The sequence below is a fragment of the Bacteroides sp. NSJ-39 genome (assembly GCF_014287315.1).
Lineage (GTDB): Bacteria > Bacteroidota > Bacteroidia > Bacteroidales > Bacteroidaceae > Bacteroides > Bacteroides finegoldii.
Genome location: NZ_JACOOB010000024.1, coordinates 1 through 24,626 on the forward strand (window position 1 = coordinate 1; position 24,626 = coordinate 24,626).

The following is a 24,626-nucleotide window of genomic DNA, read 5'->3' on the forward strand; positions in this document are numbered from 1 at the left end:
GAATCTTTCAATGCTAAAATTAAACTATTCAGAGCAAACCTAAGAGGCGTAGCTGACAAGAGGTTCTTCCTTTTCCGCATTGCTAAACTATATGCGTATCCCCACTAAATTTCTACTGACCCGTAGTAACTTATCTGTGAGGCAATAATAAGAAAACCGCAAATGGCTTGACGACTATTTGCGGTTTTCTTATTGCACGGGAGGAGAGGCTCGAACTCCCGACACCCGGTTTTGGAGACCGGTGCTCTACCAACTGAGCTACTCCCGTGTTTGCGGCTGCAAAGGTAGTAGAAACTTCTGAATCTCCAAACATTCGGGTAAATAAGTTTTGAACTATTTTAATTTTTCCCATTCGTCGGGCTTGAAACCGACCAATACCAAACTGTCTGTTACTACTAGAGGACGTTTCACCAACTTACCGTTTGTTGCCAGCAGTTCTATTTGTTCCTCTTCGCTCATGCTTGGCAACTTCTCACTCAGTTTCAGCTCTTTATAAACGAGTCCGCTAGTGTTGAAGAATTTCTTTATAGGTAGACCGCTACGGGGAATCCATGCTTTTAGCTCTTCTATTGTAGGATTTTCTTCTACAATCAACCGGTTTGTATACTCAATGTTATTTTCTGTTAACCACTTTTTGGCTTTTTGGCATGTGCTGCATGCCGGGTACTGCAAAAATAAAGGTGTCATACTCATTTCTAATTTATTATTTGATATTTGTTGTTTCACATTTAGGGTAGTAACTGTAAATCCTGATACATGATTCGATAGGCAGCCGCTTTCTTATCCAATGCCAATGGGTATGCTCGCGACGATGAAGGCATACGATACAGCCTCATTGCACGTTTCTCAAAAACAAACTCCGAATAATCACCGACTTTCGGTTCTTCTACATCCAATTGTTGCCGGAGTGTGTCGGTAGCTTTCTGACCGGTAGTAACGATGGCCTTACATTCGGGAAGCCGACGAAGCATTGCGGCAATATCGGTGGCTTCCACAACCTCCAGAAACTTATCGGACGCATTGTCTTGTAGTCGGCGAACGGATGAGGCCGTATCGAACAGTGCAATTCCTTTCTCATTTAGAAAGTCTATAATCCGTTCACGGCAAAACGCTTTCCGTGTAGGATTTAGAAAGTAGTCTTTGTCATTAAAAAACAACACACCGAAAATACGCCACATATCATTATTCAGGTTCGGGTAATAGAAGTCCATAGACCAACGCTTTTTCTGCGGTGGAAAACTTCCCAGCATTAGCAGTTTGGCTTTTGCCGGAAGAAATGGTTCTAGTGGATGTTTCTCGATTTCTATCATTATGTATCATTTTAATTTCATGCAAAAATAGTGATAATGTTTATTTCGTTCAAAATCAATGTGAAAAAATGCAATATATAAAATATTTACGTATTTTTGTGGCATAATGAACAGACAGTCTTTTATAATATCATTGAGAGTTCAAGTTGTTGTAAGTTGTTTATTGAGTTCATTCTTCTTTTTAAGCGAGAATGGTTACGCTTCGGAACAAGTTACGTTTATAGAAACCATAGAAACCCCTACGGATAATGCGACGGCAACGGTAAGGGGACGTGTTGTCGATACCAACGGTGAGCCGCTTATCGGGGCAACCATTCGTGAGAAAGGAGGAGCGAACGGAACTGTCAGTGATATAGATGGTAGCTTCTTTTTGTCCGTTCCGGATAACGCTATTCTGCAAGTTTCCTTTATCGGTTATGAGACAGTGGAAGTCAAAGTAGCGGGTAGGGCAATGCTTGAAATCTCCCTTCGAGAAAATACGGTCATGCTTGATAATGTAATTGTGACTGCTCTAGGGCTTGAAAAGGATGAATCTACTTTGGCCTATTCGACTCAGAAAATAAAAGGGGAAGAACTGAATCGGCTAAAGGAGATAAATATGATAACAGCCCTTGTCGGAAAAGCTGCAGGAGTGCAGGTCAACAAGAATTCTTCCGGTATGGGTGGTTCTGCCAAAATTACTCTTCGGGGAGTCCGTTCGGTATCCGGAGATAATCAGCCGCTTTATGTAATAGACGGTGTGCCGATGTCCAACACTTCTCCGGAACAGGCTTATTCGGCGATTGGCGGAACGGCAAATGCCGGAAACCGAGATGGAGGTGATGGTATCTCCAATCTGAATCCGGAGGATGTAGAAAGTATCAGTATCTTGAAAGGCGCCCCGGCAGCGGCTTTGTATGGAAGTTTGGCTGCCAATGGAGTAATCCTGATCACTACCAAAAAAGGAAATTCTACAGGGAAAAGAAGTATCCACTTCTCTACCGGACTTACTTTTGAAAAGGCTTTCAGTTTACCCCAGATGCAAAATAGCTATGGGGTGAGTGATGTGATAGATAGTTGGGGTGAAAAGGAAAGTTTGGAGGTGCATGATAATCTGAATGATTTTTTCCGTACCGGACTTACTTCCATGACTTCCGTATCCGTCAGTCACGGAAATGAAAATCTGCAAACTTATTTCTCTTATGCCAATACTACCGGACGAGGCATTATTGAAGGGAATAAATTAAAGAAGCATAACATCAATCTGCGTGAAACGGCTGCCATGTTCAACAAACGTCTGAAGTTGGATGGCAATGTCAATGTCATGAAACAAACGGTTGAGAATAAGCCCGTCTCAGGAGGTTTCTATATGAATCCGTTAGTAGGGCTTTACCGTTTTCCGCGTGGCGAAGATCTGTCTTATTATAAGGAGCATTTTGAAACTTATAATGAAGAGCGTAATTTGAATGTGCAGAATTGGCATACGTTTACCGAAGATTTTGAGCAGAATCCATATTGGATAGTGAATCGTATCCAAAGCAAGGAAACACGCACACGTGTCATTCTTGCTCTTTCCGCCACTTTCAAAGTGAATGGTTGGCTGACGATACAAGCACGTGGCAATATGGATTATTGGGCTGACAAATTGCGTCAGAAATTCTATGCTTCTACCGCAACTGCTTTATGCGGAGTGAACGGGCGTTATCTTGAGATGGACTATCAGGAAACGCAGATGTATGGTGACGTGATGGCTATGTTTAAGAAAACATGGGGTGATTTTACTCTGGATGCGGCTATTGGCGGCAGTATCAATGATAAGGTGGTGAACTCAACCCGTTACGACTCGAAGAATGCTTCTTTGAAATACGCCAATGTGTTTAATATTGCCAATATCGTGATGAACAGCTCTGCCAGTATTGATCAGAAGATAGATGCACACCGGCAGTTGCAATCATTTTTCGGTACGGCTCAGATAGGTTATAAGGAAAAGATATTTCTTGATTTGACAGCCCGTAATGACTGGTCGTCCACGTTGTCCTATACCAAGCATGAGAAATCAGGGTTTGCTTATCCGTCCGTCGGCCTTTCTATACTGCTTGATAAATGGCTGAAATTGCCCGAATGGATTTCTTTTGCAAAACTACGCGGGGCTTACAGTAAAGTGGGAAATGATATCCCTCTGTACATCACAAATTCCACTTCGCACGTCAATGCCGGTGGTGAAGTACAGGCAAATGATGCTGCGCCTTTTAAAGAAATGGAACCGGAAATGACTCATGCTATGGAATTCGGAACGGAATGGAAGTTCTTCCGACACCGTTTGGGAATTAACCTGACTTATTATCGCACAAACACGTATAATCAGTTTTTCAAACTTCCTGCTCTCGCCGGTGATGAGTTTGCTTATCGGTATGTGAACGCCGGAAATATTCAAAACAAGGGATGGGAAATTACGCTGAATGCTACTCCGGTGTTAACTTCTGACTTCACATGGAAGACGTCGCTCAATTTTTCTTCCAATAAGAATAAGATTGTGAAGTTGCATGATGACTTGAAGGAGTTCGTTTACGGACCTACAAGTTTTTCTTCAAGCTATGCTATGAAATTGGTGAAAGGCGGTTCTATCGGGGATATATATGGAAAAGCTTTTGTGCGCGATGATCAGGGAAAGATTGTTTATGGGACGGAAGGAGACCATAAAGGGCTGCCGTTGGTGGAAGGAGATGGTAATACGGTGAAAGTAGGAAATGCCAATCCGGTCTTTTTAATGGGATGGAATCATACGTTTTCTTACAAGGGATTCAGTTTTTACTTTTTGCTCGACTGGCGTTATGGCGGTAAAGTCCTTTCGCAAACGCAGGCGGAAATGGATCTTTATGGAGTGTCGGAAATAACAGCAGACGCTCGTGATAAAGGATATGTTGTGCTGGAAGGGGAACGGATAGACAATGTGAAAGGATTCTATAAGAATGTGGTAGGCGGACGTGCCGGAGTGACGGAATATTATATGTACGATGCCACTAATCTGCGTTTGCGTGAAGTGTCGCTGAGTTACAATTTCCCTAAGGAATGGATGCAGAAAACTAAAGTATTGAAGAATGTGCAACTTTCGTTTGTAGCCCGTAATCTGTGTTTCTTGTATAAGGAAGCACCTTTTGACCCGGATCTGGTACTTTCTACAGGAAATGATAATCAAGGTATCGAGGTGTTCGGAATGCCTACTACCCGTAGCCTGGGTTTTACGCTGAAATGTGAGTTTTAAAAGCTGAAAAGGGAAAATGAAGAAACGATACATATATTTATATTTGATAGGCTGGTGGCTTTTTTGCGTAGCATGCACGGGCAACTTCCGCGATTATAATACCGATCTGTCCGGCATTACGAATGAAGATCTGATCATTGATGATAATGGTTATGGAATCCGTCTGGGGATTATCCAACAAGGCATTTATTTTAATTACGATTACGGAAAGGGGAAGAACTGGCCTTTCCAGTTGATACAGAATTTGAATGCGGATATGTTCAGTGGATATATGCATGACGCCAAACCTCTGAACGGTGGTTCCAATAATTCCGATTATAATATGCAGGATGGTTGGAACAGTGCGATGTGGACACATGTGTATTCGTATATTTTTCCACAGATATATCAGTCGGAGAATGCTACCCGTGATACTCATCCAGCCCTGTTCGGTATTACGAAAATATTGAAAGTGGAAGTAATGCATCGGGTAACGGATTACTATGGTCCTATTATTTACAGGCATTTTGCGAATGCGGAAAAGCATTATCAACCTGATACGCAGAAAGAGGTCTATTATGAATTCTTTAATGAACTGGATTCTGCCGTTGTCGCTCTTATCGGTTATATAGAAGAAAAACCGGAATCCAATGGGTTCGCCCGGTTTGACATTCTGCTGGATGGCAAGTATTCCTCTTGGGTGAAGTTTGCCAATTCTTTGCGCTTGCGTTTGGCTATGCGTCTTGCATCAATCGCTCCCGACAAGGCACGTTCGGAAATAGAGAAGATAAAGGAAAATGATTACGGTTTCTTTGAGAGAGGATCGGAAAAAGTTGCGGTTTCTACAAAATCGGGATATATTAATCCGTTGGGAGAACTTAATCTGGTGTGGAATGAAACGTATATGAATGCTTCAATGGAGTCTATACTTACAGGATACGGTGATCCCCGACTCAAAGCCTATTTCGTTCCTTGTACGGATGAAAAGTTTAAGGGAGAGTATCGTGGCATTCGTCAGGGAACTTGTTTTGCACATAATCATTATGCAGGGCTGTCCCGATTGTCGGTCACACAGGCTACGGACGCACCTCTGATGACGGCTTCTGAAGTCTGGTTTTTACGTGCTGAGGCCGCTTTACGCGGTTGGACAGACGAAGATGAAGAAAACTGCTATCGGAACGGAGTGATGACTTCTTTCGAACAATGGGGTGTTTATGGAGTAGAAGATTACTTGAAGAGCGAACGGATAGCTTCAAATTTTGTAGACACTTATGAAACGGAGAATAATGTGGAAGCTCGTTGTAAGGTATCACCAAAATGGAATCCGTCGGATGATAAGGAGAAAAAGCTGGAGAAGATTATTACCCAAAAGTGGATTGCCATGTTTCCCGAAGGCTGTGAAGCTTGGGCTGAACAAAGACGTACGGGATATCCCCGCTTGTTTCCCGTACGTTTCAATCATAGCAGGAACGGATGTATAGATTCGGAGACGATGGTACGCCGACTTCACTTTCCCGGTACTTTGCAAACAGAAGATCCGGAGCAATATTCTGCCCTTGTGAAAGCTTTGGATGGAGAAGACCACGAAGGTACATACCTATGGTGGGACACGGGAAATAATAGTTTGGAATAAAAAATCTGTGTAAGTAATGTGTGTATATGTGCAGGTTTAACTAATTTTGCGCTTTCATTAAAAAACACATTTATTCATGAAACAGATTATTGCTGCTTTTTTTCTTTGTATGTTGCTTTGGCCCGTGTCGGGATTGCGGGCTCAAAACATACAGTTGCATTATGATTTCGGACGTTCCCTGTATGATAAAGATTTAAAAGGTCGTCCTTTGCTGACTTCTACTGTAGAGAAATTCCATTCCGATGCTTGGGGAAGTACCTATTTCTTTGTTGATATGGATTATACTTCCGATGGGGTAGCTTCCGCTTATTGGGAGATTGCCCGTGAGTTGAAATTCTGGAAAGCTCCTTTTTCCGCACATCTCGAATATAACGGTGGTTTGGCAAAAGGATTTTCTTACAATAATGCTTATCTGGCCGGTGCTACCTATACTTATAACAATGCTTCTTTCTCAAAAGGTTTCACTGTGAGCGCCATGTATAAGTACATTCAGAAGCATAAATCACCTAACAATTTCCAATTGACAGGTACTTGGTACATTAATTTTTGCCATAACTTGCTGACTTTCTCCGGGTTTGCCGACTGGTGGCGTGAGGAAACGGATTATGGGAAAACGATCTTCCTTACCGAACCACAGTTTTGGGTAAACCTGAACCGTATTAAAGGAGTAAATAAGAATTTCAACTTAAGTATAGGCTCGGAAGTGGAATTAAGTAATAACTTCGGTAATCGTGATGGCTTTTATGCAATCCCGACACTAGCCCTAAAATGGACATTGAATTAAATGAAAACAGATTTAATCTACGGTGTTGAAGACCGTCCTCCTTTTAAAGATGCGCTGTTTGCCGCTTTGCAACATCTGTTGGCTATCTTTGTTGCCATCATTACACCGCCACTTATCATTGCGAGTGCTTTGAAACTGGATGTGGAGAAGACGAGTTTTCTGGTCTCTATGTCTCTCTTTGCTTCAGGAGTATCAACTTTCATTCAATGTCGCCGTTTCGGAACGATAGGAGCGGGGCTGCTCTGTATTCAGGGAACCAGTTTCTCTTTTATAGGGCCTATCATTGCCACAGGGCTTGTCGGTGGATTACCTCTAATTTTCGGTTCCTGTATGGCTGCCGCGCCCATCGAGATGATTGTCAGCCGTACTTTTAAGTACTTGCGTAATATCATCACTCCGTTAGTATCCGGTATTGTTGTGCTACTTATCGGATTGAGCCTGATAAAAGTCGGGATCGTGTCTTGCGGAGGTGGATATTCTGCTATGGATAACGGAACCTTTGCAACTTGGGAAAATCTATCTATTGCTGCACTGGTACTTTTAAGTGTATTATTTTTCAATCGTTGCGGAAATAAATACCTGCGCATGAGTTCCATTGTTCTTGGGCTTTGTCTTGGTTATGGTTTGGCTTTTGTCTTAGGGAAAGTCGATATGAGCTCTCTGAATGTAGGAATGCTGATGAGTTTCAATATTCCTCAACCTTTTAAATATGGCATTGACTTCAATGTTTCCTCTTTTATAGCTATTGGGCTGGTTTACTTGATTACGGCTATTGAAGCGACGGGCGACGTGACTGCCAATTCTATGATATCCGGTCTTCCGATTGAAGGTGATTCTTATCTGAAACGAGTTTCAGGTGGAGTAATGGCAGACGGATTCAACTCTTTCCTTGCCGGAGTTTTTAACTCCTTCCCAAACTCTATTTTTGCGCAGAACAACGGTATTATTCAACTGACTGGAGTAGCCAGTCGCTATGTGGGTTATTATATTGCTGCAATGCTTGTACTTTTGGGCTTGTTCCCTATTGTAGGGGCTGTTTTTTCATTAATGCCCGATCCAGTACTGGGTGGCGCAACCTTGCTTATGTTCGGTACGGTAGCCGCCGCAGGTATCCGCATTGTCTCTTCTCAGGAAATCGGTCGTAAAGAAACGTTGGTATTAGCGGTCAGCCTTTCTCTTGGCTTGGGAGTAGAATTAATGCCGGACGTACTGCAACAAGCCCCTGAAGCGATTCGAAGTATCTTTTCATCGGGAATCACTACCGGAGGCCTGACTGCAATTATTGCCAATATAGTAATACGTGTAAAAGAAGAGAAAGATTAATCTTCAATACTCAGATTACTCATTTTGTCAGTTATATGGAAGGGGAAATCCGGATATTCGTAGAGACTGAAACGGGTTTCGGTTTCCCCTTTGGTGTAGTTCCATATCGAAGCATAATCTTCCGGGTCTTCTCCCATTTTAGCCAATTGGCGCAGATAAGCGGCCAACGATTTGTTCTCTACAATATAAATTTGTCCCATCCGGTCAATAATCGGACTGTGGCGGCGCGTTCCGTCATGTTCAAAACATAGGATGCGTTTCCCTTCTTCTGTAAGTCCCACTAATTGGAAAGTCATACTTTTGCCGATGGCTGGTAAATTCAGTACACTGCGATCTGTAGCAAGGAAAGGTAAGTGATGTTTTCTCATGAACCGCCTTAACTGTTTGGCAACCTCTTCTTTTTCTTTCATATCTTTTTCTGTTCCCGTCTTTGTTTCCAATATCTTATATAATTCTTCTGCCTGTTCCGGTGTCATTCTGCCATATATTTTTTCCTCCTGCTGTTCCTGCATCGAACGGCTGTTGGGTGCGAACACCGCATAATTTTCATTAAAGCCCTTCACGGAAAAAGTATAGTAACACATCACTCCCAATGAATTAAGCACTTGTCGGAGCCGTGTTGTATGTCCTCGTCGCGAAGCTGCCACTGTGTACACCAATTGGTTCGTGATGATCCATCCAGCGGAAAGTATCTTCCGAATAGCCTCTTTAGCTTCCGGAGTCACCTCCAATGGGGTCTGGAAATGGGTCTGGATAATAAACTGTTTCACACCGGCTGCCGAAGCCTTTTCTTTGAATTCCCGCAATATCTCCACTAACTCGTCATTAATGCGCATCGGTAAATAGGCTGGTAAACGGGAACCTAACCTTACCCGTTGCAGTTCTGCATATTTTTCACCCTCCGGACGGTCAAGGTTCGCTTTCTGTTTGCGTATGGCCATTCGATATACTGCATCCAGAATGTGTTGAAGTGTCTTATTCTGACTCATCAGCGCATCTCCTCCGGTGATAAGAATATCCCGCAATTGCGTATCTTCTTCAAAATAAGTCATCAAGCGTCGTAATTTGCGTTCCCATGACTCTTTCGGTCGTAACGTTTCAAACTCAAAATTCAACCGTTCGCTCTGAAAATCATACATCCGTTGACAAGAAGCGCAAAGTCCTCCGCACGCTCTTCCCATCGTATCAGGAATAAGAATAGCAACCTCCGGATAACGTCGATGAATATTATGTCCATCCGGTAATAGCCATCCTGCTGCATTCGGTTTTTCCGCCTCTACAATATCTTCTTTCTCCCATGCGCGGATATTTCCATAAGTTTCTACCAGTCGTGGCGAGTAAAGAATATAGCTCCGGATCGCTTCATCGTTATATCCATATCCCGTAACATTGAGTAATGACAGGTAATAAGGAGTGGCAAAAAACGGCATCCTTTTCTTTCGGGCACGATGAAGCAAATACATTGTTTCTGACGAAAGTGAATTTCCTAGAAAACGGTTCAACTCTCCCGGACTCTTAACAGCCATTGCCAAATGAAAGCGAAAGTCATTCCACCATTCGCTCACCAGTCTGTATTTCTCTTCATAACTCATCCCTTCTTCAAAATGAAAACGTGCCGAAGGTTTCGACTTTCTGTTTTCAATCTTTTGAATCAGTAAATGCAACATCCGCTCCTTATTCTCATCCCGCACTTCCCGTACCTCTTCATCTAATCCTGTTTCCCAACGGTCATTCCGGTTTTTGATACGTTGCGGAGACGGTAAAGGTATTACATCCCCTTTCAATCGTTTGAACATTTGAAAGAGTTCTATGAATAAGTCTGTCGGTAACTCCATGTTTTCTAATGTTCCCGTCAGAAATTCATAAAGCAACCGTATTGTCTGTATTGACATATCCTGTCCCGTAGACAGTTCATGGACATTCTGTCCATCATAATGGAGTAAAAGTCGAATTTGCTCCCTAGCCTCTTTCGCAGTCTTATTCTCCATTCTGCAAGTCTCCAGAAATCGTTGCATTTTGAGCTTAAACTCCTCAACAGAAGAGCTTTTATCAGCCATCTCCACCACTTCCGGAATTTCTTGATTATAGATTTGTTTCAATTGTGAAAAAGTAAGTGTAAGCATTTTCTTTTGTTTCATAAGCAATCTCTCTATTTAATGGTATATAAAGATACGAAAAAAGCGGAAGTTTCATACCTCCGCTTTTTCTATCGTGCTAATCTTTACGATTTTCTAACATTTTAGAGCAACTTATTTTTTCGTTTCCGTGTCATCATTCTTGCGTTTCGGCTCTTTTTTTGCTAATAAGACAATATTATACACATAATCCGTCATCCACTGTTCCGAGTATCCCAGACGTTCCTTGTATTGACGTACAGCCGCTGCAGTCTTGTGCACATCATCAGCTTTCCATACAGTCTTTGTGCAAACATCGTGGACCGTTTTCTGAGTCATGCCATAAAGTGCTTTCTTAAAGATAGACGGCATGCGGAACTTCCATTGCATCAGATTCCCCATCAACATCATCAAGTCGTTAGAGAATCCTTGATACATAAACAGATAAGATTGAATATCATTCTGAGTACGGCAGTTGCGTTTTACGGAAGAATCGATTTCTTTAAAGAAACTCTCATTCAATCCATAGTCCTGCATCAACATTTTGCGCGAAGCTGACTTTTCGGCCAATCCTAACTTGCCATTTTGCGTAGGTACCTTGAATAAACGTTTGAAGTTGGCTACATCCGGCAGGAAGCGGATATTTGTGATACCAAGGTTAGTGGCGATAACTGACTGGAAATAGACCCGGGTCAGAGAAATGAAATCTTCTACATTGCCGACTTTTGTTTCATCGGATTTTTTCTTGAATAAACCAAATAAGCCCATTGTTGTATTTACAATTTTATTATTTACAATTTACTAATTGAACGTGTGTGATAGCTTTGTTGCATACCAACCAAGCTGATATTTCGTGTGCAAAGGTACAAAAAACAGTTGGGTTTCACCAACATTCCAAGTCCTTTTCAATATCCGGCATTGTCTCTTTTTTGAAAACAGGATTCTGAATGCCGACTTTCTTCTGCGATGAGCCGAAAAGTACCATCATTGTTTAGCATAAAGTCTCTAATGTAATTGCGATCATTCACCTTTCATCCGGAAGTAGAATTTATGATTTTCGAATACAGGTTCTGCAATACCATAACGAACGAATTTGGCAAGCAGATGTTCGGCGGCACGGCGTGAGATTCCTGTCTGACGACAATAACGGTTGAGTGATAGTAGAGTACCGTGTTCCAGTTGATCGAGCAAAAGCTGTTCACGTTCAGTGTAACGGATTAGTTCGCCACGGGGATTGTCGCTCTGTTGCCACACGCGGAGATGTATAGGTGTCGCCAATATGTTTTCGTCCTTGATACGGAGATAGGCGAGCGGTTTTCCAGTTTCGTCTTTGGCATACACCGGTTTGTGAAGGGTCTCTTTGATAGTGACTACCAATACCTGTCGTCTTTCTACTATGTATGTTTGCATTGTATATTCCACTTCGGGCACACAATAAAGTTGTGCGGCCGCCTCAATCATATATTTCTCCTCTTCGGAACGTACGCCTGCTATTTTTCCATTGTCTTTCACGCCAATAAGCAATCTTCCTCCGTCGGTGTTGGCAAAAGCGGACAAGGTTTTGGCTATCTTGCGTGCATCGGAAATTTCAAATTTGAAGTCCTGTTGTTGATGCTCTCCTTCAGCAATCAAAGTATGTATATAATCGGTATCTGTAAGCGGTTTCATGGCTACAAAGGTAGGTAAAAATGGCGAAAAGACCTTTTTTTGCATTATTTTCAAAGAATATTTCAAAAAAAATATTGTTTTTACGCGTTTATTTCGGGAAACAGTGTATTTTTGCGACACATTATTAACGAAAAAATAAAAGGATTATGAAAGAATTGGTAGAAAAAGTAGCAGCTCTGTATGCTGACTTCGCAAAAGATGCTAACGCTCAGATTGAAAACGGTAACAAAGCAGCAGGAACTCGCGCTCGTAAAGCTTCTTTGGAAATCGAAAAAGCAATGAAAGAATTCCGTAAAGCATCTTTGGAAGCTTCTAAAAAGTAAGATTAGAAACTACTAAGATATCAGAAGAAATGAGAGGGTATATCATCATGATATATCCTCTTTTTATTTTTTAAGCTTCTCTTTTTGCAACTTATGTACTGAAAATCGGGCTTGTGAAAGTCTGGTTTTTTTGTATTCTTAATATTAATCGTATATTTGCGACAATAATCAGATTGGAAATCATGAACGAAAACGTCTTAGCTAAACTGAAGATACTTGCAGAATCTGCCAAGTACGATGTTTCCTGTTCTTCCAGTGGTACGGTGCGTTCCAATAAGCCGGGAACGCTGGGAAACACTGTGGGAGGATGGGGGATATGTCACAGTTTTGCCGAGGACGGGCGGTGTATCTCGCTATTGAAAATCATGCTTACCAATTATTGTATTTACGATTGTGCCTATTGCGTCAACCGTCGTAGCAATGATCTTCCCCGCGCTACCTTTTCCGTTTCGGAATTGGTGGAGCTGACGATGGAATTTTACCGTCGTAACTATATCGAAGGGCTGTTTCTTAGCTCCGGAGTGGTCCGTAATCCGGACTATACAATGGAGAGACTTGTGCGTGTAGCCAAAGATTTGCGGCAAGTGTACCGTTTTAACGGTTATATCCATCTCAAGAGTATTCCCGGAGCCAGTCGCGAATTAGTGAATGAAGCCGGATTGTATGCCGATCGTCTTAGCGTCAACGTTGAAATTCCCAAAGAAGAAAATTTGAAACTGCTTGCACCGGAAAAAGACCATAAAAGCGTATTTGCTCCGATGAAATACATTCAACAAGGCGTGTTGGAGAGTAAAGAAGAACGGCAGAAGTTTCGCCACGCACCGCGTTTCGCACCTGCGGGACAAAGTACCCAGGTGATTGTGGGAGTTACCTCCGAATCGGATAAAGATATTCTTTTTCTTTCGTCGGCACTTTATGGGCGCCCCACCATGAAACGTGTCTATTACTCGGGCTACGTTTCCGTGAATACGTATGATAAGCGCCTTCCGGCATTGAAACAGCCGCCTCTGGTACGTGAAAACCGGCTCTATCAGGCTGACTGGTTATTGCGCTTTTATCAATTCAAGGTAGATGAAATTGTGGATGATTCCTATCCGGACCTCGATCTCGAAATAGACCCGAAACTCTCGTGGGCTTTGCGCCATCCCGAACAGTTTCCTGTCGACATCAATAAGGCGGACTACGAAATGTTGCTCCGTGTGCCGGGAGTAGGGGTGAAGTCGGCGAAACTGATTGTTGCTTCCCGTCGTTTTTCGCGGCTGGGATTTTATGAACTGAAGAAGATAGGAGTGGTGATGAAGAAAGCGCAATATTTCATCACTTGCAAAGAACTGCCTCTCCAGATGCAGACAGTGAACGAACTTTCTCCGCAACGGGTGCGCAGCTTATTGTTGCCGAAACCGAAAAAGAAAGTGGATGAACGTCAGCTGTTGCTTGATTTTGGCGAATAGTAAATATGCTTGGTGTTTTTTATGAATGTTTATATTTACGATAAAACCTTTGATGGGCTGCTGACGGCTGTGTTCGACGCCTATTTCCGCAAGACTTTTCCCGATGCTTTGTTGTCGGAAGGAGATGCTTTGCCTTTATTTTGTGATGAGCTGCATACGGTAGTGACCGATGAAGAAAAGGCCGGGCGTGTGTGGCGGGGATTGCAGAAGAAAGTTTCCTCTTCTGCTTTGGGTTGCCTCACGCAAAGTTGGCTGTCGGAACTTCCGGAAATAGGAATTCTTATTTTTCGATATATCCGTAAAGCAATCGATGCACCCCGCTCTATTGAAACCAATTTTGGTGATCCGGACGTTTTGCAATTGGCGCAAATATGGAAGAAAGTGGATGGCGAATGTGTGCACCTGATGCAGTTTGTCCGTTTCCAGAAAGCTGCCGACGGTACATTCTTTGCCGCTTTCGAACCGCAGTATAATGCGCTCCCGCTGACGGTTCACCATTTCAAAGACCGTTTTGCCGATCAGAAGTGGATTATTTACGACATGAAACGCCGTTACGGATTTTATTATGACTTGCAGGAGGTGACGACTATCTCGTTTGATGATGACAGCCGTGAATCCCATTTGATTACGGGGATGCTGGACGAAAGTCTGATGGACAAGGATGAGAAGCTTTTCCAACAACTTTGGAAGACATATTTCAAGGCCATTTGTATCAAAGAACGCATGAATCCGAGAAAGCACAGGCAGGATATGCCTGTACGTTATTGGAAGTATCTGACGGAAAAGCAGAAGTAGATTTCCATTTTGGGAGAGGAGCGAAAGTCTGACTATTCAATTCGCTGCACCGTTACATCCGGAAATTCCTGTATCAGCGAAAGCAGATGCCCTTCATCATTATTCCGTTTCGACTTGATAACCATCGTAACCTGATAATATTCTGTTTCACCCGTGTGTTGCGTTTCCATCTCGTAAGAGACTATCAGGTAGTCTTTAGAGTTGAATCTGTCCGCTATCTGTTTCAGTATGTCTTTGTTGGGAGTTGAGAAAGAAACCATCGAGCTTTTCATTCCGATGCTTTTAAATAGATAGCTAAGTAGTTCCAGTCCGACGAGGGTCAACACCGTGGCGGCAATACCGATGGTGTACATTCCTGCACCTACCGCCAGACCGATACCTGCTGTTGCCCAGATTCCTGCGGCGGTAGTCAGTCCGCGTACAATCTGTTTTTGAAAGATGATGGTTCCTGCACCGATAAATCCGATGCCGCTGACAACCTGTGCCGCCACCCGACTGGGATCGAGTGTGACACTACTTTCTTTTATAATTTCCTGAAACCCGTATTGGGAAACAATCATAATCAAAGCACTACCTAGCGACACGAGAAAATGAGTGCGGTATCCGGCTTCTTTGGCACGGTATTCACGATCCAGTCCAATGATGGTTCCCAGTATTCCGGCGACCAATAAACGGATTACAAAATCCATATTCAACATCATGTGTTCAATCTCCTTTCTGTTTTTTATTGTTTGTGGAAAAATGCTTAGGACCATAAATATACAATTATTTCCCCTTTTTGTATCAATCATTTAGTAATATTTGAACGTATCCAATTCATTTTATCGTATATTCGCAGATTCAAATAAATGTTTAATCCCGCGACCGAGCAAATAATGAAGAAAAGAATTTTTTATATAATCAGCTTTCTGGTGATCTTCTGTATGGAGGTGTTGATAGCTTTGTATGTGCGCGACCGTTTCATACGTCCCTATGTCGGAGATATGCTGGTTGTAGTGCTGGTATATAGCTTTGTACGTATCTTTCTGCCGACGGGGATTCCGCGGATGCCGTTTTATGTCTTTCTTTTTGCCTGTTTTGTAGAAGTCTTGCAATACTTCCAGCTGGTGGAAACATTGGGTGTCACGAACCGCGTAGCCCGAATTGTGCTGGGTTCTACGTTCGATTGGGGAGATATTGCCTGCTATGCTGTGGGATGCGTTTTCATTGTCTTATTCGAGCGTTTCGTCCGGCGTAGATCATAGGGATTTATTTCTCTTCCGCTTTGGTTTCGGATGGGGCCAGGCTGTGGCCGCAATATTTGCAAAACTCTGCATTATCTTCGTGTCCGGATCGATGGCAGTTGGGGCATTCTTTGTCTCTTCTGCGTTTATATTCTTTCATCATGGAGGCAGATACGATACCTGTCGGTACGGCGATAATCGTGTAACCGATGAGCATGACGCAGGCGGAAAGGAATTTTCCGAGGCCGGTGGCGGGAGTAATATCTCCATAACCTACGGTAGTCATGGTGACGATAGCCCAATAGATGCTGTTCGGGATATTGTTGAACTGGGAGTTGGGCTGCGTTCCTTCAATCATATACATTAGCGTTCCGATGGAAGTCACCAGAATGACGACAAACAGGAAGAACACTGCAATCTTCTTACTACTTTCACGCAAGGCAGTGAGCAGCCGTTCCCCCTCATTCAGAAAGTTGAAAAGCTTGAAGACGCGGAACACACGTATCAGGCGGAAGGCACGGATGATGAGTAGATAGCGGGCGCCCGGAAAGAGCAGACCGATGTAAAGAGGCAACGTGGCCAGTAAGTCTACGATACCGAAAAAGCTGAATATGTATTTCCGGGGACGGGGTGAACAGTAGATTCTCGTCAGGTATTCGAAAGTAAAGAAGCCGGTGAAAAGGAATTCCATAATGACGAACGGAGTCGTCAGATAGGTGGGAAGTCCTTTCAGGCTTTCGATGATGACGAGCAATACGCTGACCAGAATACAGGCGATAAGAATCACGTCGAACAATTTCCCGGCAGGGGTGTCCGATTCGAAGATGATGACGTACAACTTTCGTTTCAGTTTCTCGTCATGCAAAAAACGATGGATTCTTTCTTTCAGTTTCATATCAATAGTGTTTGGCCGGAATTAAAGAAAAAGCCTTTTTAGTCGATGACCCACTGTTTATTGTAGGCAACGGTCTTTTGCGGGTTGTAATACATTCCCTCTTGTGTAGGAATATAGAGAATGTATGTCTTTCCGGTCTTGTTCTTCAATGAAGTGTCGCGCAGCCAGGGGTTGGCATCACGGAGTTGGGCATAGGTGATTCCCTGTGATTTTGCGTAGTCGTTCAGATCGTCGATAGAAGTGTTGACGGTTACCTCTTTATAAGGAATAGGCGGATACAGATGTTCCCGTTTCAAGAGGAATCCGTAACGTTGCGGGTTGTTGAATATCTCTTTGGCTGCCAGCAGACGGAACATGTAGCGGGAAGTTTCCTCTACCAGCCATAAGTCCATGGCATGACTTGCCAACTGCTTTTCAAGTTGGGAGGAGATACGTCCCTGTCCGGCGTTATAGGCGGCGGAGACAGCCATCCAGTCGCCATATTTGGCATACGCTTGTTTGAAGTATTTGCAGGCGGCAACAGTTGCTTTTTCAATATGGTAGCGTTCGTCTACGTTATCGTTCACTTCCAGCCCGAATTCCCGTCCGGTGGCAGGCATAAATTGCCACAGGCCCGCTGCTCCTGCCGGAGAGCGTGCAATGTTGTTCAGATTGCTCTCGATGACCATCAGGTATTTGAAGTCGTCGGGGATACCGTTTGCTTTCAGTATCGGTTCGATGATGGGAAAGTAACGGTTGGCGCGCTTGATTAATAACATGGTGGTGGAGTGCATATAGGTGAAGGCCATCATCTCGCGGTCCATCCGTTCGCGACGGTCATAGCGGCGGAGGTCGATCGTTTCCCCGTCGAAGGTGACCTGTGCGGGAACAGTAGGCGGAGTGACACAATAAGGCACCTCCGATTTGGCGGAATGTTGTTCGTTCACTTGGCTGCTGCCTGTCAATATTGGGATGGAAGCGCCGATGCAAAATACTAATATAAGTGTAAGAATATAGTTGATTTTCATTCGTCTTTTCATTTTATAACCTTTTTGGATGCTTCAATGTTTACGTCTATCTTGCAAAGATAACCTCATTTTGCTTTTTTCAAAGAACTTTTCTTGCATTTTATACGTTTTTCTAATAGAGTTAAAATAAACAACGAATCAAGATGAATATAGCAATGACCGGAGCTACCGGATATATAGGTAAACATCTTTCTAATTATCTTACAGAAAAGGGCGGACATCGGATCATTCCTCTGGGAAGGTCGATGTTTCGCGAAGGTATGTCCGGTTATTTGATTCAGACACTGACCCATTGTGATGTTGTCATCAACCTGGCAGGTGCACCTATCAATAAACGTTGGACACCGGAATATAAACAGGAGCTTTTCAACAGTCGTATTGTTGTAACCAATCGTATTATCCGCGCTTTGAACGCAGTCAAAACGAAACCGAAACTGATGATTTCGGCTTCTGCCGTAGGTTATTATCCTTCGGAAGCGGAGGTGGACGAATATACCCGTACCCGTGGAGAAGGTTTTCTGTCCGATCTTTGCTATGCGTGGGAAAAGGAAGCGAAACACTGTCCCGAACCTACAAGGCTCGTTATTACACGCTTCGGCGTAGTGCTTTCTCCGGACGGGGGAGCGATGCAGCAGATGCTTCGCCCTTTGCAAGCCACCAAGATAGCCACTGCCATCGGTCCCGGTACGCAGGTTTTTCCGTGGATATCGATACGGGATCTTTGCCGTGCAATGGAGTTCTTTATCACTCACGAAGAGACACATGGGGTATATAATCTGGTTGCTCCGCAGCAGATTTCGCAATATGCTTTCACCCGTGCGATGGGAAAGGCTTATCGGGCATGGACAACGATGGTAGCTCCGCAACGAATTTTCCGTATCTTATATGGTGAAGCGGCATCTTTCCTGACTGCTGGCCAGAGAGTCCGCCCAACGCGTCTGACGGAGGCGGGATTTCATTTCTCCATTCCCAATGTCGGACGTCTTTTCAGAGGTACGGACCATAGTACGGTTACCTCTCTCGACCTGCACCGGTATATGGGACTTTGGTATGAAATAGCCCGCTACGAGAATCGCTTTGAATACGGACTTGTAGACGTCACGGCTACTTACACGCTCCGTCCCGACGGCATGATTCGTGTGGAGAACCGGGGATGCAAACGTAATTCTCCTTACGACATCTGCAAGACTGCCAACGGACATGCCAAAATACCCGATCCCGCACAGCCGGGCAAACTGAAAGTGTCTTTCTTCCTTAGTTTCTATTCTGATTATTATGTCTTGGAACTGGATGAAGAGAATTATAATTATGCCCTGGTAGGCAGCAGTACTGATAAATATCTCTGGATACTAAGCCGTACACCCCAACTGCCGGAAGAAATCAAGAAGAAACTCGTCACCGCTGCCGAGCGTCGTGGATACGATACGAGCCAGTTGAAGTGGATTGAGCAACTCTGATCGCAGGCATATACATATATCAGCTTATGCAATCCGCACCTAATAAATAATATAAGATTGTTTAGCGAAAGTATTTAACGGCCGATAAACCAACTTTAAAACAACAGCAATTATGAATTACGAAATTATTCATCAGCCCGAACAAAAATTGTTCAAGACAGAAGTAGACGGTCGCACCGCCTTTGTACAATACCGCCTGATAGGTGATTCTCTTGATATTATCCACACAATTGTGCCACAACCCATTGAAGGACGGGGGATTGCCGCTGCCTTGGTAAAAGCTGCTTATGAGTATGCATCAGCCAACGGGATGAAGCCGAAAGCAACATGCTCTTATGCGGTGAGGTGGTTGGAAAGACACCCGGAAATAAATGGTGTTGTTGATTGATTTCAAAGAAGATACTTTGTCAGCTAAAAATGCGTCAGAAACATATTCTTAATAGTTTCCGACGCATCTCTATATTACTGATTTACTGTTTCCACCTCTTCAACTGTGGAAAGTACTCCTTCATCGTTTTCCGTGCTTCCTCCACTGTGTATTTCACTTCCGAGTCTTTATTGAACTCATCCAGATAATTCAGATTAAGCTCGATCATCTCGTCCATGGTACACTCTTTCGTGAAATGTCCGTCCGCATAGCAATAGTGGCAATAATCTTCGTTCTTGCTACCGTCCGTTTCTTTTCCAAAAGTTGAGTCGTCTATCGGCATACCGCAACTTTGACAAAATTTTTGTTCCATCTTTTTTTGTTAGATTATAAGTTTATGTTACAAGACAAATGTAAGTAGAAATATTGGAAAAGAAGTAATCCGGTCTTGCTATTTATTCATTTATTTCTTTCCTGGTTTGCTTTTGGTGTTAATTGGTTTTCACGGGCAGCCGTTTCCACATCCAACGGGGAATCATTTTCCAGAAAAAGACCAGTATCCGGTAGCGCCAGTCGATCACTACTATCCGCTGTTTCCGCTCCAGTGACCAGGCGATGTGACGTCCCACTTTCGCTGCATCCATCAATAGCGGATAATGTTTCCCGTCGTTGAGCAAGTCGGTGGCAACAAATCCGGGACGGATATCAGTAAAACGGATATTCAGTTTTTGTAAATATGAAAGTTGTTCGAGAGCATCTATGTAAGTGTTCTGGAAGCGTTTGGTGGCAGAGTAGGCAGGAGCCACTCCAAGTCCTTTCGTTCCCGCGATGGAGCTGATGACTGCCAGGTGGCCGCCTCCGCTTTTCCTGAAATAGATGAAAGCGGTATCCACCATGCGGATAAATCCCTCTACATTGGTGTATGCTGTGTTTAGTTCCACCTCCATGTTCAGATTCGTATTCTGGAAACCGATGCCCGAACTAAGAAGAAACAAATCCATGCCGCCCACCTTGTCGATGAGCATATTCAATTTCTCGCCTGCATCTTCCTGGGTTACGTCCAACGTTTGAATTTGAATCTGATCCGGTGCTGCCCGTTGTAGGTTTTCGAGAGCAGATTGCCGTCTGCCGGCTACTCCGATTTGCCATCCATCCAGTAACAGACATTTTGCAACTTCTTGTCCGATGCCGGAGGTAGCGCCAATGATAATGGCTTTTTTCATTACTGATTTTTTTAGTGAGTTATAGGTTCAATAAATGTCGTATGGCCTGCCAGGGTGCATAAAGCAACATCCTCGGTCCGGAGAAACGCATCACCTGTCGCATTCGTTCGCGCATGACGGGTTTGTAACAATGTACGGTGCATTCTTTGCATGCACTCTTCTTCTCTCCAAACGGACAATGGTCGAGACGTGCGTGGGCATAGCGGAGCAACTCTTCACAGTCGGCACAAAGAATTGTATTTTTTTCTTTTTTCCGGCAATAGAGGCGGATCATCAACTCTACCGTTTTCTTTTCGTGCGCAATGCGTGATGCTTTCATCTCTTTCTTTTTTACACTTTGGAGTGACAAAGATAGCGAAGATTATGCAGAATTTGTATCTTTGCAGCATGAAAAAGTTATTGTGTCCGCAATGCAAGATTGCAGCTATGTATGTGAAGAATGAACAGGGTGACAGGCTGCTGGTTTATGTGCTCGAAGATGGTGAAGTCGTTCCCAAATATCCGGAAGATTCGATGGAGGGGTTCGATTTGACAGAAGTCTTCTGCCTGGGATGCTCGTGGCATGGTTCACCTAAGCGGTTGGTGAAACGGTAGACTGGGGACGTCAGTGCTCTCATACTGTTTTTTTGATTTATGTCAACTAAAAGAGGAGCGGGAATCGGGAACTAATTCATTGAATTTTCCGTATCTTTGCATCCGATTTTAGAACATAGACGTATGGCAACTTCTAAAGAAATGACGGCAGGGCCGGCATTACCTCTCATTTTAAAGTTTACGCTGCCGCTTTTACTCGGCAATCTGTTGCAACAAACGTATTCGCTTGTTGATGCTGCAATTGTAGGAAAGTTTTTGGGAATTAACGCGTTAGCTTCTGTTGGAGCCAGCACATCGGTAGTGTTTCTTATTCTCGGGTTCTGCAATGGATGTTGCGGAGGTTTCGGAATACCCGTTGCGCAGAAGTTTGGGGCGCGGGATTACAGTACGATGCGCAGTTATGTGGCCGTCAGTCTGAAACTGGCTGCGGGAATGTCTGTGGTGATTGCTCTTCTCACCTGTATTTTATGTGAGGATATTCTTCGGATCATGCGTACGCCGGAGAATATTTTCGAAGGGGCGTATGCTTATTTGCTTGTCACGTTTATTGGTGTGCCGTGTACTTTCTTCTATAATCTTCTTTCGAGCATTATCCGTGCGTTGGGAGACAGTAAGACGCCTTTTTGGTTTCTGCTGTTTGCGGCTGTTCTGAATATCATTCTTGATTTGTTCTGTATTTTGGTACTTGATTGGGGAGTGGCGGGAGCTGCTATTGCTACTGTCTTTTCGCAAGGATTGTCGGCTGTTCTCTGCTACATTTATATGTACCGGAAGTTTGAAATATTGCAAGGTACTCCGAAAGAACGCCGGTTCCAGTCGAAACTGGCTAAGACACTGCTTTACATTGGTGTGCCTATGGGATTGCAGTTTTCTATCACGGCTATCGGCAGCATCATGCTTCAGAGTGCGAATAATGCATTGGGAACAGCGTGTGTGGCAGCTTTTACGTCTGCTATGCGCATCAAGATGTTCTTTATCTGCACGTTCGAGAGTCTGGGAATTGCGATGGCTACGTATAGCGGACAGAATTATGGGGCAGGAAAACCGGAGCGTGTCTGGTTGGGAATTAAGGCGAGTGCTTTGATGATGATCGTTTATGCGGCATTTACATTCGTTCTTCTGATGGTGGGAGCCAAATATTTTGCATTGATCTTTGTAGATCCGTCGGAAACGGAAATCCTGTTGGATACCGAGTTATTCCTGCATATCTCCTGTATGTTCTTCCCGATGCTTGGATTGTTGTGTATCCTGCGCTACACGATTCAGGGAGTGGGATATACCAATCTAGCCATGTTTTCGGGAGTGGCGGAGATGATTGCGCGTATCCTTGTCAGCATTTACGCTGTGCCTGCATTCGGTTTTATTGCTGTCTGCTACGGTGATCCGATGGCTTGGATAGCGGCAGATTTGTTCCTCGTACCGGCATTTATCTACGTTTATCGCAGGTTGAAGAAGCAGGTGTTCACAAGTACGGTTACTGTTTAGAAGTCGGCCTTTTTCTGTATGCGTAGAATCTTTCCGCTGATGGGATGACGGAACTCTATATATTCGGCGTGGAGGTATAGTCTGTCCGCTTTCTTTCCGTAAAGTTCATCCCCAAGAATGGGGCAACCCAAACCCTCCGGATGGGCGGCGTGTACCCGTAATTGGTGTGTCCGTCCGGTCAACGGATAGAAAGCAATCCGGATGTGTTTTTCTGATTCACTGATGATGCGGTATTCTGTAATCGCTTCTTTCCCGTGTTCTCTACTGACGATTTGCCGGGGACGATCAAGAGGATTCAAACAGAGAGGGAGTTCGATTCTTCCTGTTCTTCCGGGCGGCAGTGCTGTCTTCTCTACTGTTGCTGTTGCCCCATCCAACACGGCTACATAGCGTTTCTTGATACTTCTGCTTGCAAATTGTGCCTGCAAATGTTGATGCACCTCTTTTGTTTTAGCTACGAGCAATAATCCGGAAGTCGCCATATCGAGGCGATGTACAATCATAGGTCCGGTAGCATCGGGATACTTCTTTTTCAGGCGATGATAAACTGAATCTCTGTCCTCCTCCTTTCCCGGAACGGACAACATTCCTGCCGGCTTATTGACTACCACTAACCATTCATCTTCATATACGATTTCCAGTTCTTCATCCTCATGGATGGAGTTCAGCAACGGATTCTCGTCTACTTCCAGTCCTTGCAACATATGCTGCAAAATAGGTTCACATTTTCCCTTGCAGGAAGGATAATAATATCCGTGATGCCGGATTTCGTTTTTAGGAGAGTCTCCCCACCAGAATTCAGCCATAGCCAATGGCTTTAATTGATGAAGATACGCATATTGCAACAATTTAGGCAAAGCACATTCACCCGCACCGGCAGGAGGAACTTTCTGAACTGTCTGCTCGAAGATAGTGTATAGGTCTTTCACTTCTCCTCTGGCATTCAGCATCCGGAACTGCTCGAACAACTTTCTTTGCAAGGCTGCCGAACGTTCCTTCCGTTCGGTTTTCAGTTGTTCTATTTCAGTCTCGAAGTGTCTCGTTTCCGTTTCGAGTTCTTCCAATCGTTTCTTCCATTTTTTTTCCAGTCGTTTGTATTCCGCTTTCTGGTATTGGCTTTCCCGGATCAGGGAGGCTTGTTCCTCTTCGGAAAGGGCAGAGGATGATTGACGGCGAATCTCTCTCGCCTCCTTTGCTGCTTTGAGTGCTGCTTTAGCCTGATTCAAGATTGCTTTAGCCTGTTCCGTTTCCGTCTTCCACTTTTCTATAAAATCGAGATAAGAACGATTGTTTTCTAATTCACGAATACGGATATTGATGGAAGATATTTGTTCTTCTTCAATTTTGAAGAATCCTTCCGGTTGCAATAAGTCGTAGACAGGAGGGACAAAATAAGGATGCAGATTCTTCCCTGCCAGATTGCCGGAGAAAGCAGCGAGATAACCAATTTCATTGACTGCTTCTTTTTTTGCAGTCTCTTGTTTATTCTCTTTTTGTACAATCAGTACCCCGAACATTTTTCCGAAAGCTAATTCTTCTTGCCATTCTTCTCGGCTCGCGATATATTCTTTCACTTCTTCCGCTGCCAACACGCACAATGGATGAGGCGTATAGTGGAAAGGATAAGTGAATTTATCCGGTAACGCAAGGTGAGAAATGGGTTGCTTGAAAAAATGTATCATCGGTTTATATATATGAATGAATGTGATTACCTTTGCAAAAGTAAAGTAAATCTGTGAATTATCGAATGAAGT

24 protein-coding genes, 1 tRNA gene and 1 pseudogene are annotated in these 24,626 nt (G+C 43.8%); 13 read left to right on the top strand and 13 right to left on the bottom strand.

The window, feature by feature from the left end; all coding sequences use genetic code 11:
- A pseudogene (locus H8S63_RS20425) lies at positions 1–108 on the top strand (DDE transposase); the annotation flags it as partial.
- An 87-nt stretch (positions 109–195) separates the two neighbouring features.
- Here the strand turns inward: H8S63_RS20425 and H8S63_RS17970 are convergent.
- From H8S63_RS17970 to H8S63_RS17980, 3 genes are all read right to left on the bottom strand, one after another.
- A tRNA-Trp gene (locus tag H8S63_RS17970) sits at positions 196–268 on the bottom strand.
- A gap of 65 nt (positions 269–333) precedes the next feature.
- The gene (locus tag H8S63_RS17975) at positions 334–687 is read right to left on the bottom strand and encodes an arsenate reductase family protein (RefSeq protein WP_186927553.1); all 354 of its coding nucleotides are present in this window, start codon (positions 685–687) and stop codon (positions 334–336) included.
- A gap of 41 nt (positions 688–728) precedes the next feature.
- Positions 729–1,310, bottom strand: coding sequence for a uracil-DNA glycosylase family protein (locus tag H8S63_RS17980; protein ID WP_186927554.1), 582 nt, complete (start codon positions 1,308–1,310; stop codon positions 729–731).
- A gap of 106 nt (positions 1,311–1,416) precedes the next feature.
- On the opposite strand from H8S63_RS17980, the gene H8S63_RS17985 reads away from it, so the two are divergent.
- From H8S63_RS17985 to H8S63_RS18000, 4 genes are all read left to right on the top strand, one after another.
- Positions 1,417–4,551: a TonB-dependent receptor gene (locus H8S63_RS17985; protein WP_186927555.1), complete on the top strand. Its 3,135-nt coding sequence runs from the start codon at positions 1,417–1,419 to the stop codon at positions 4,549–4,551.
- A 16-nt stretch (positions 4,552–4,567) separates the two neighbouring features.
- Positions 4,568–6,163, top strand: a complete 1,596-nt coding sequence (locus tag H8S63_RS17990; RefSeq protein WP_186927556.1) for a SusD/RagB family nutrient-binding outer membrane lipoprotein — start codon at positions 4,568–4,570, stop codon at positions 6,161–6,163.
- Between the two features lie 76 nt (positions 6,164–6,239).
- Positions 6,240–6,947 (top strand): DUF5020 family protein, encoded by a 708-nt coding sequence (locus H8S63_RS17995; RefSeq protein WP_186927557.1) that lies wholly within the window; start codon positions 6,240–6,242, stop codon positions 6,945–6,947.
- On the top strand, positions 6,948–8,270 hold the full coding sequence (locus H8S63_RS18000) for a nucleobase:cation symporter-2 family protein (protein WP_007765516.1): 1,323 nt from the start codon (positions 6,948–6,950) through the stop codon (positions 8,268–8,270).
- On the opposite strand, the gene H8S63_RS18005 is transcribed toward H8S63_RS18000, so the two are convergent.
- From H8S63_RS18005 to H8S63_RS18015, 3 genes are all read right to left on the bottom strand, one after another.
- Positions 8,267–10,408, bottom strand: a complete 2,142-nt coding sequence (locus tag H8S63_RS18005; RefSeq protein ID WP_186927558.1) for a KamA family radical SAM protein — start codon at positions 10,406–10,408, stop codon at positions 8,267–8,269. The two genes, H8S63_RS18000 and H8S63_RS18005, sit on opposite strands and share 4 nt — an antisense overlap.
- 111 nt (positions 10,409–10,519) lie before the next feature.
- Positions 10,520–11,152 carry a hypothetical protein gene (locus H8S63_RS18010; RefSeq protein ID WP_007765521.1) on the bottom strand — a complete coding sequence of 211 codons (633 nt, stop codon included), beginning with the start codon at positions 11,150–11,152 and terminating at the stop codon, positions 10,520–10,522.
- A gap of 252 nt (positions 11,153–11,404) precedes the next feature.
- On the bottom strand, positions 11,405–12,052 hold the full coding sequence (locus H8S63_RS18015) for a helix-turn-helix domain-containing protein (protein ID WP_186927559.1): 648 nt from the start codon (positions 12,050–12,052) through the stop codon (positions 11,405–11,407).
- A gap of 146 nt (positions 12,053–12,198) precedes the next feature.
- Between H8S63_RS18015 and H8S63_RS18020 the strand changes: the two genes are divergently transcribed.
- From H8S63_RS18020 to H8S63_RS18030, 3 genes are all read left to right on the top strand, one after another.
- Positions 12,199–12,375, top strand: coding sequence for a histone H1 (locus H8S63_RS18020; protein ID WP_007750534.1), 177 nt, complete (start codon positions 12,199–12,201; stop codon positions 12,373–12,375).
- Positions 12,376–12,557: 182 nt separating this feature from the next.
- Complete coding sequence (locus H8S63_RS18025; RefSeq protein ID WP_186927560.1) at positions 12,558–13,826, top strand: putative DNA modification/repair radical SAM protein; 1,269 nt, start codon at positions 12,558–12,560, stop codon at positions 13,824–13,826.
- Positions 13,827–13,847: 21 nt separating this feature from the next.
- Complete coding sequence (locus H8S63_RS18030) at positions 13,848–14,621, top strand: TIGR03915 family putative DNA repair protein (RefSeq protein ID WP_186927561.1); 774 nt, start codon at positions 13,848–13,850, stop codon at positions 14,619–14,621.
- A gap of 32 nt (positions 14,622–14,653) precedes the next feature.
- Here H8S63_RS18030 and H8S63_RS18035 read toward each other — a convergent pair whose 3' ends face one another.
- A complete protein-coding gene (locus H8S63_RS18035; protein ID WP_004308274.1) occupies positions 14,654–15,322 on the bottom strand; it encodes an MgtC/SapB family protein in 669 nt (222 codons plus the stop codon).
- A gap of 174 nt (positions 15,323–15,496) precedes the next feature.
- Between H8S63_RS18035 and H8S63_RS18040 the strand changes: the two genes are divergently transcribed.
- Positions 15,497–15,865, top strand: a complete 369-nt coding sequence (locus H8S63_RS18040) for a DUF2809 domain-containing protein (RefSeq protein ID WP_186927562.1) — start codon at positions 15,497–15,499, stop codon at positions 15,863–15,865.
- A 4-nt stretch (positions 15,866–15,869) separates the two neighbouring features.
- On the opposite strand, the gene H8S63_RS18045 is transcribed toward H8S63_RS18040, so the two are convergent.
- Both H8S63_RS18045 and H8S63_RS18050 read right to left on the bottom strand, forming a co-directional pair.
- On the bottom strand, positions 15,870–16,739 hold the full coding sequence (locus H8S63_RS18045; RefSeq protein WP_128857508.1) for an ion transporter: 870 nt from the start codon (positions 16,737–16,739) through the stop codon (positions 15,870–15,872).
- 38 nt (positions 16,740–16,777) lie between these two features.
- Positions 16,778–17,758: a lytic transglycosylase domain-containing protein gene (locus H8S63_RS18050; RefSeq protein ID WP_032853836.1), complete on the bottom strand. Its 981-nt coding sequence runs from the start codon at positions 17,756–17,758 to the stop codon at positions 16,778–16,780.
- Between the two features lie 131 nt (positions 17,759–17,889).
- Here H8S63_RS18050 and H8S63_RS18055 point away from each other — a divergent pair, with 131 nt between their 5' ends.
- Both H8S63_RS18055 and H8S63_RS18060 read left to right on the top strand, forming a co-directional pair.
- A complete protein-coding gene (locus H8S63_RS18055; protein ID WP_186927563.1) occupies positions 17,890–19,203 on the top strand; it encodes a TIGR01777 family oxidoreductase in 1,314 nt (437 codons plus the stop codon).
- A 112-nt stretch (positions 19,204–19,315) separates the two neighbouring features.
- The gene (locus tag H8S63_RS18060) at positions 19,316–19,591 is read left to right on the top strand and encodes a GNAT family N-acetyltransferase (RefSeq protein ID WP_186927564.1); all 276 of its coding nucleotides are present in this window, start codon (positions 19,316–19,318) and stop codon (positions 19,589–19,591) included.
- 82 nt (positions 19,592–19,673) lie between these two features.
- Here the strand turns inward: H8S63_RS18060 and H8S63_RS18065 are convergent, their stop codons facing one another.
- The 3 genes from H8S63_RS18065 to H8S63_RS18075 all read right to left on the bottom strand — a co-directional run bounded on the left by H8S63_RS18065 (position 19,674) and on the right by H8S63_RS18075 (position 21,112).
- Positions 19,674–19,943 carry a zinc ribbon domain-containing protein gene (locus H8S63_RS18065; protein ID WP_004320675.1) on the bottom strand — a complete coding sequence of 90 codons (270 nt, stop codon included), beginning with the start codon at positions 19,941–19,943 and terminating at the stop codon, positions 19,674–19,676.
- A 118-nt stretch (positions 19,944–20,061) separates the two neighbouring features.
- The gene (locus H8S63_RS18070) at positions 20,062–20,793 is read right to left on the bottom strand and encodes an SDR family NAD(P)-dependent oxidoreductase (RefSeq protein ID WP_004308271.1); all 732 of its coding nucleotides are present in this window, start codon (positions 20,791–20,793) and stop codon (positions 20,062–20,064) included.
- A gap of 19 nt (positions 20,794–20,812) precedes the next feature.
- Positions 20,813–21,112, bottom strand: coding sequence for a nitrous oxide-stimulated promoter family protein (locus tag H8S63_RS18075; protein ID WP_004304816.1), 300 nt, complete (start codon positions 21,110–21,112; stop codon positions 20,813–20,815).
- Between the two features lie 68 nt (positions 21,113–21,180).
- On the opposite strand from H8S63_RS18075, the gene H8S63_RS18080 reads away from it, so the two are divergent.
- Both H8S63_RS18080 and H8S63_RS18085 read left to right on the top strand, forming a co-directional pair.
- Positions 21,181–21,387, top strand: a complete 207-nt coding sequence (locus tag H8S63_RS18080; RefSeq protein ID WP_007750505.1) for a hypothetical protein — start codon at positions 21,181–21,183, stop codon at positions 21,385–21,387.
- A gap of 123 nt (positions 21,388–21,510) precedes the next feature.
- Positions 21,511–22,872, top strand: a complete 1,362-nt coding sequence (locus H8S63_RS18085) for an MATE family efflux transporter (RefSeq protein ID WP_099146116.1) — start codon at positions 21,511–21,513, stop codon at positions 22,870–22,872.
- On the opposite strand, the gene H8S63_RS18090 is transcribed toward H8S63_RS18085, so the two are convergent.
- Positions 22,869–24,554, bottom strand: coding sequence for an RluA family pseudouridine synthase (locus H8S63_RS18090; RefSeq protein ID WP_186927565.1), 1,686 nt, complete (start codon positions 24,552–24,554; stop codon positions 22,869–22,871). The two genes, H8S63_RS18085 and H8S63_RS18090, sit on opposite strands and share 4 nt — an antisense overlap.
- Positions 24,555–24,626: the final 72 nt, after the last annotated feature.

What these genes read in the sequence shown, in the direction of transcription:
- H8S63_RS17975 (WP_186927553.1), bottom strand. Translation starts at nt 687, where the DNA reads ATGACACCTTTATTTTTGCAGTACCCGGCATGCAGCACATGCCAAAAA.
- H8S63_RS17980 (WP_186927554.1), bottom strand. Translation starts at nt 1,310, where the DNA reads ATGATAGAAATCGAGAAACATCCACTAGAACCATTTCTTCCGGCAAAA.
- H8S63_RS17985 (WP_186927555.1), top strand. Translation starts at nt 1,417, where the DNA reads ATGAACAGACAGTCTTTTATAATATCATTGAGAGTTCAAGTTGTTGTA.
- H8S63_RS17990 (WP_186927556.1), top strand. Translation starts at nt 4,568, where the DNA reads ATGAAGAAACGATACATATATTTATATTTGATAGGCTGGTGGCTTTTT.
- H8S63_RS17995 (WP_186927557.1), top strand. Translation starts at nt 6,240, where the DNA reads ATGAAACAGATTATTGCTGCTTTTTTTCTTTGTATGTTGCTTTGGCCC.
- H8S63_RS18000 (WP_007765516.1), top strand. Translation starts at nt 6,948, where the DNA reads ATGAAAACAGATTTAATCTACGGTGTTGAAGACCGTCCTCCTTTTAAA.
- H8S63_RS18005 (WP_186927558.1), bottom strand. Translation starts at nt 10,408, where the DNA reads ATGAAACAAAAGAAAATGCTTACACTTACTTTTTCACAATTGAAACAA.
- H8S63_RS18010 (WP_007765521.1), bottom strand. Translation starts at nt 11,152, where the DNA reads ATGGGCTTATTTGGTTTATTCAAGAAAAAATCCGATGAAACAAAAGTC.
- H8S63_RS18015 (WP_186927559.1), bottom strand. Translation starts at nt 12,052, where the DNA reads ATGAAACCGCTTACAGATACCGATTATATACATACTTTGATTGCTGAA.
- H8S63_RS18020 (WP_007750534.1), top strand. Translation starts at nt 12,199, where the DNA reads ATGAAAGAATTGGTAGAAAAAGTAGCAGCTCTGTATGCTGACTTCGCA.
- H8S63_RS18025 (WP_186927560.1), top strand. Translation starts at nt 12,558, where the DNA reads ATGAACGAAAACGTCTTAGCTAAACTGAAGATACTTGCAGAATCTGCC.
- H8S63_RS18030 (WP_186927561.1), top strand. Translation starts at nt 13,848, where the DNA reads ATGAATGTTTATATTTACGATAAAACCTTTGATGGGCTGCTGACGGCT.
- H8S63_RS18035 (WP_004308274.1), bottom strand. Translation starts at nt 15,322, where the DNA reads ATGATGTTGAATATGGATTTTGTAATCCGTTTATTGGTCGCCGGAATA.
- H8S63_RS18040 (WP_186927562.1), top strand. Translation starts at nt 15,497, where the DNA reads ATGAAGAAAAGAATTTTTTATATAATCAGCTTTCTGGTGATCTTCTGT.
- H8S63_RS18045 (WP_128857508.1), bottom strand. Translation starts at nt 16,739, where the DNA reads ATGAAACTGAAAGAAAGAATCCATCGTTTTTTGCATGACGAGAAACTG.
- H8S63_RS18050 (WP_032853836.1), bottom strand. Translation starts at nt 17,758, where the DNA reads ATGAAAAGACGAATGAAAATCAACTATATTCTTACACTTATATTAGTA.
- H8S63_RS18055 (WP_186927563.1), top strand. Translation starts at nt 17,890, where the DNA reads ATGAATATAGCAATGACCGGAGCTACCGGATATATAGGTAAACATCTT.
- H8S63_RS18060 (WP_186927564.1), top strand. Translation starts at nt 19,316, where the DNA reads ATGAATTACGAAATTATTCATCAGCCCGAACAAAAATTGTTCAAGACA.
- H8S63_RS18065 (WP_004320675.1), bottom strand. Translation starts at nt 19,943, where the DNA reads ATGGAACAAAAATTTTGTCAAAGTTGCGGTATGCCGATAGACGACTCA.
- H8S63_RS18070 (WP_004308271.1), bottom strand. Translation starts at nt 20,793, where the DNA reads ATGAAAAAAGCCATTATCATTGGCGCTACCTCCGGCATCGGACAAGAA.
- H8S63_RS18075 (WP_004304816.1), bottom strand. Translation starts at nt 21,112, where the DNA reads ATGAAAGCATCACGCATTGCGCACGAAAAGAAAACGGTAGAGTTGATG.
- H8S63_RS18080 (WP_007750505.1), top strand. Translation starts at nt 21,181, where the DNA reads ATGAAAAAGTTATTGTGTCCGCAATGCAAGATTGCAGCTATGTATGTG.
- H8S63_RS18085 (WP_099146116.1), top strand. Translation starts at nt 21,511, where the DNA reads ATGGCAACTTCTAAAGAAATGACGGCAGGGCCGGCATTACCTCTCATT.
- H8S63_RS18090 (WP_186927565.1), bottom strand. Translation starts at nt 24,554, where the DNA reads ATGATACATTTTTTCAAGCAACCCATTTCTCACCTTGCGTTACCGGAT.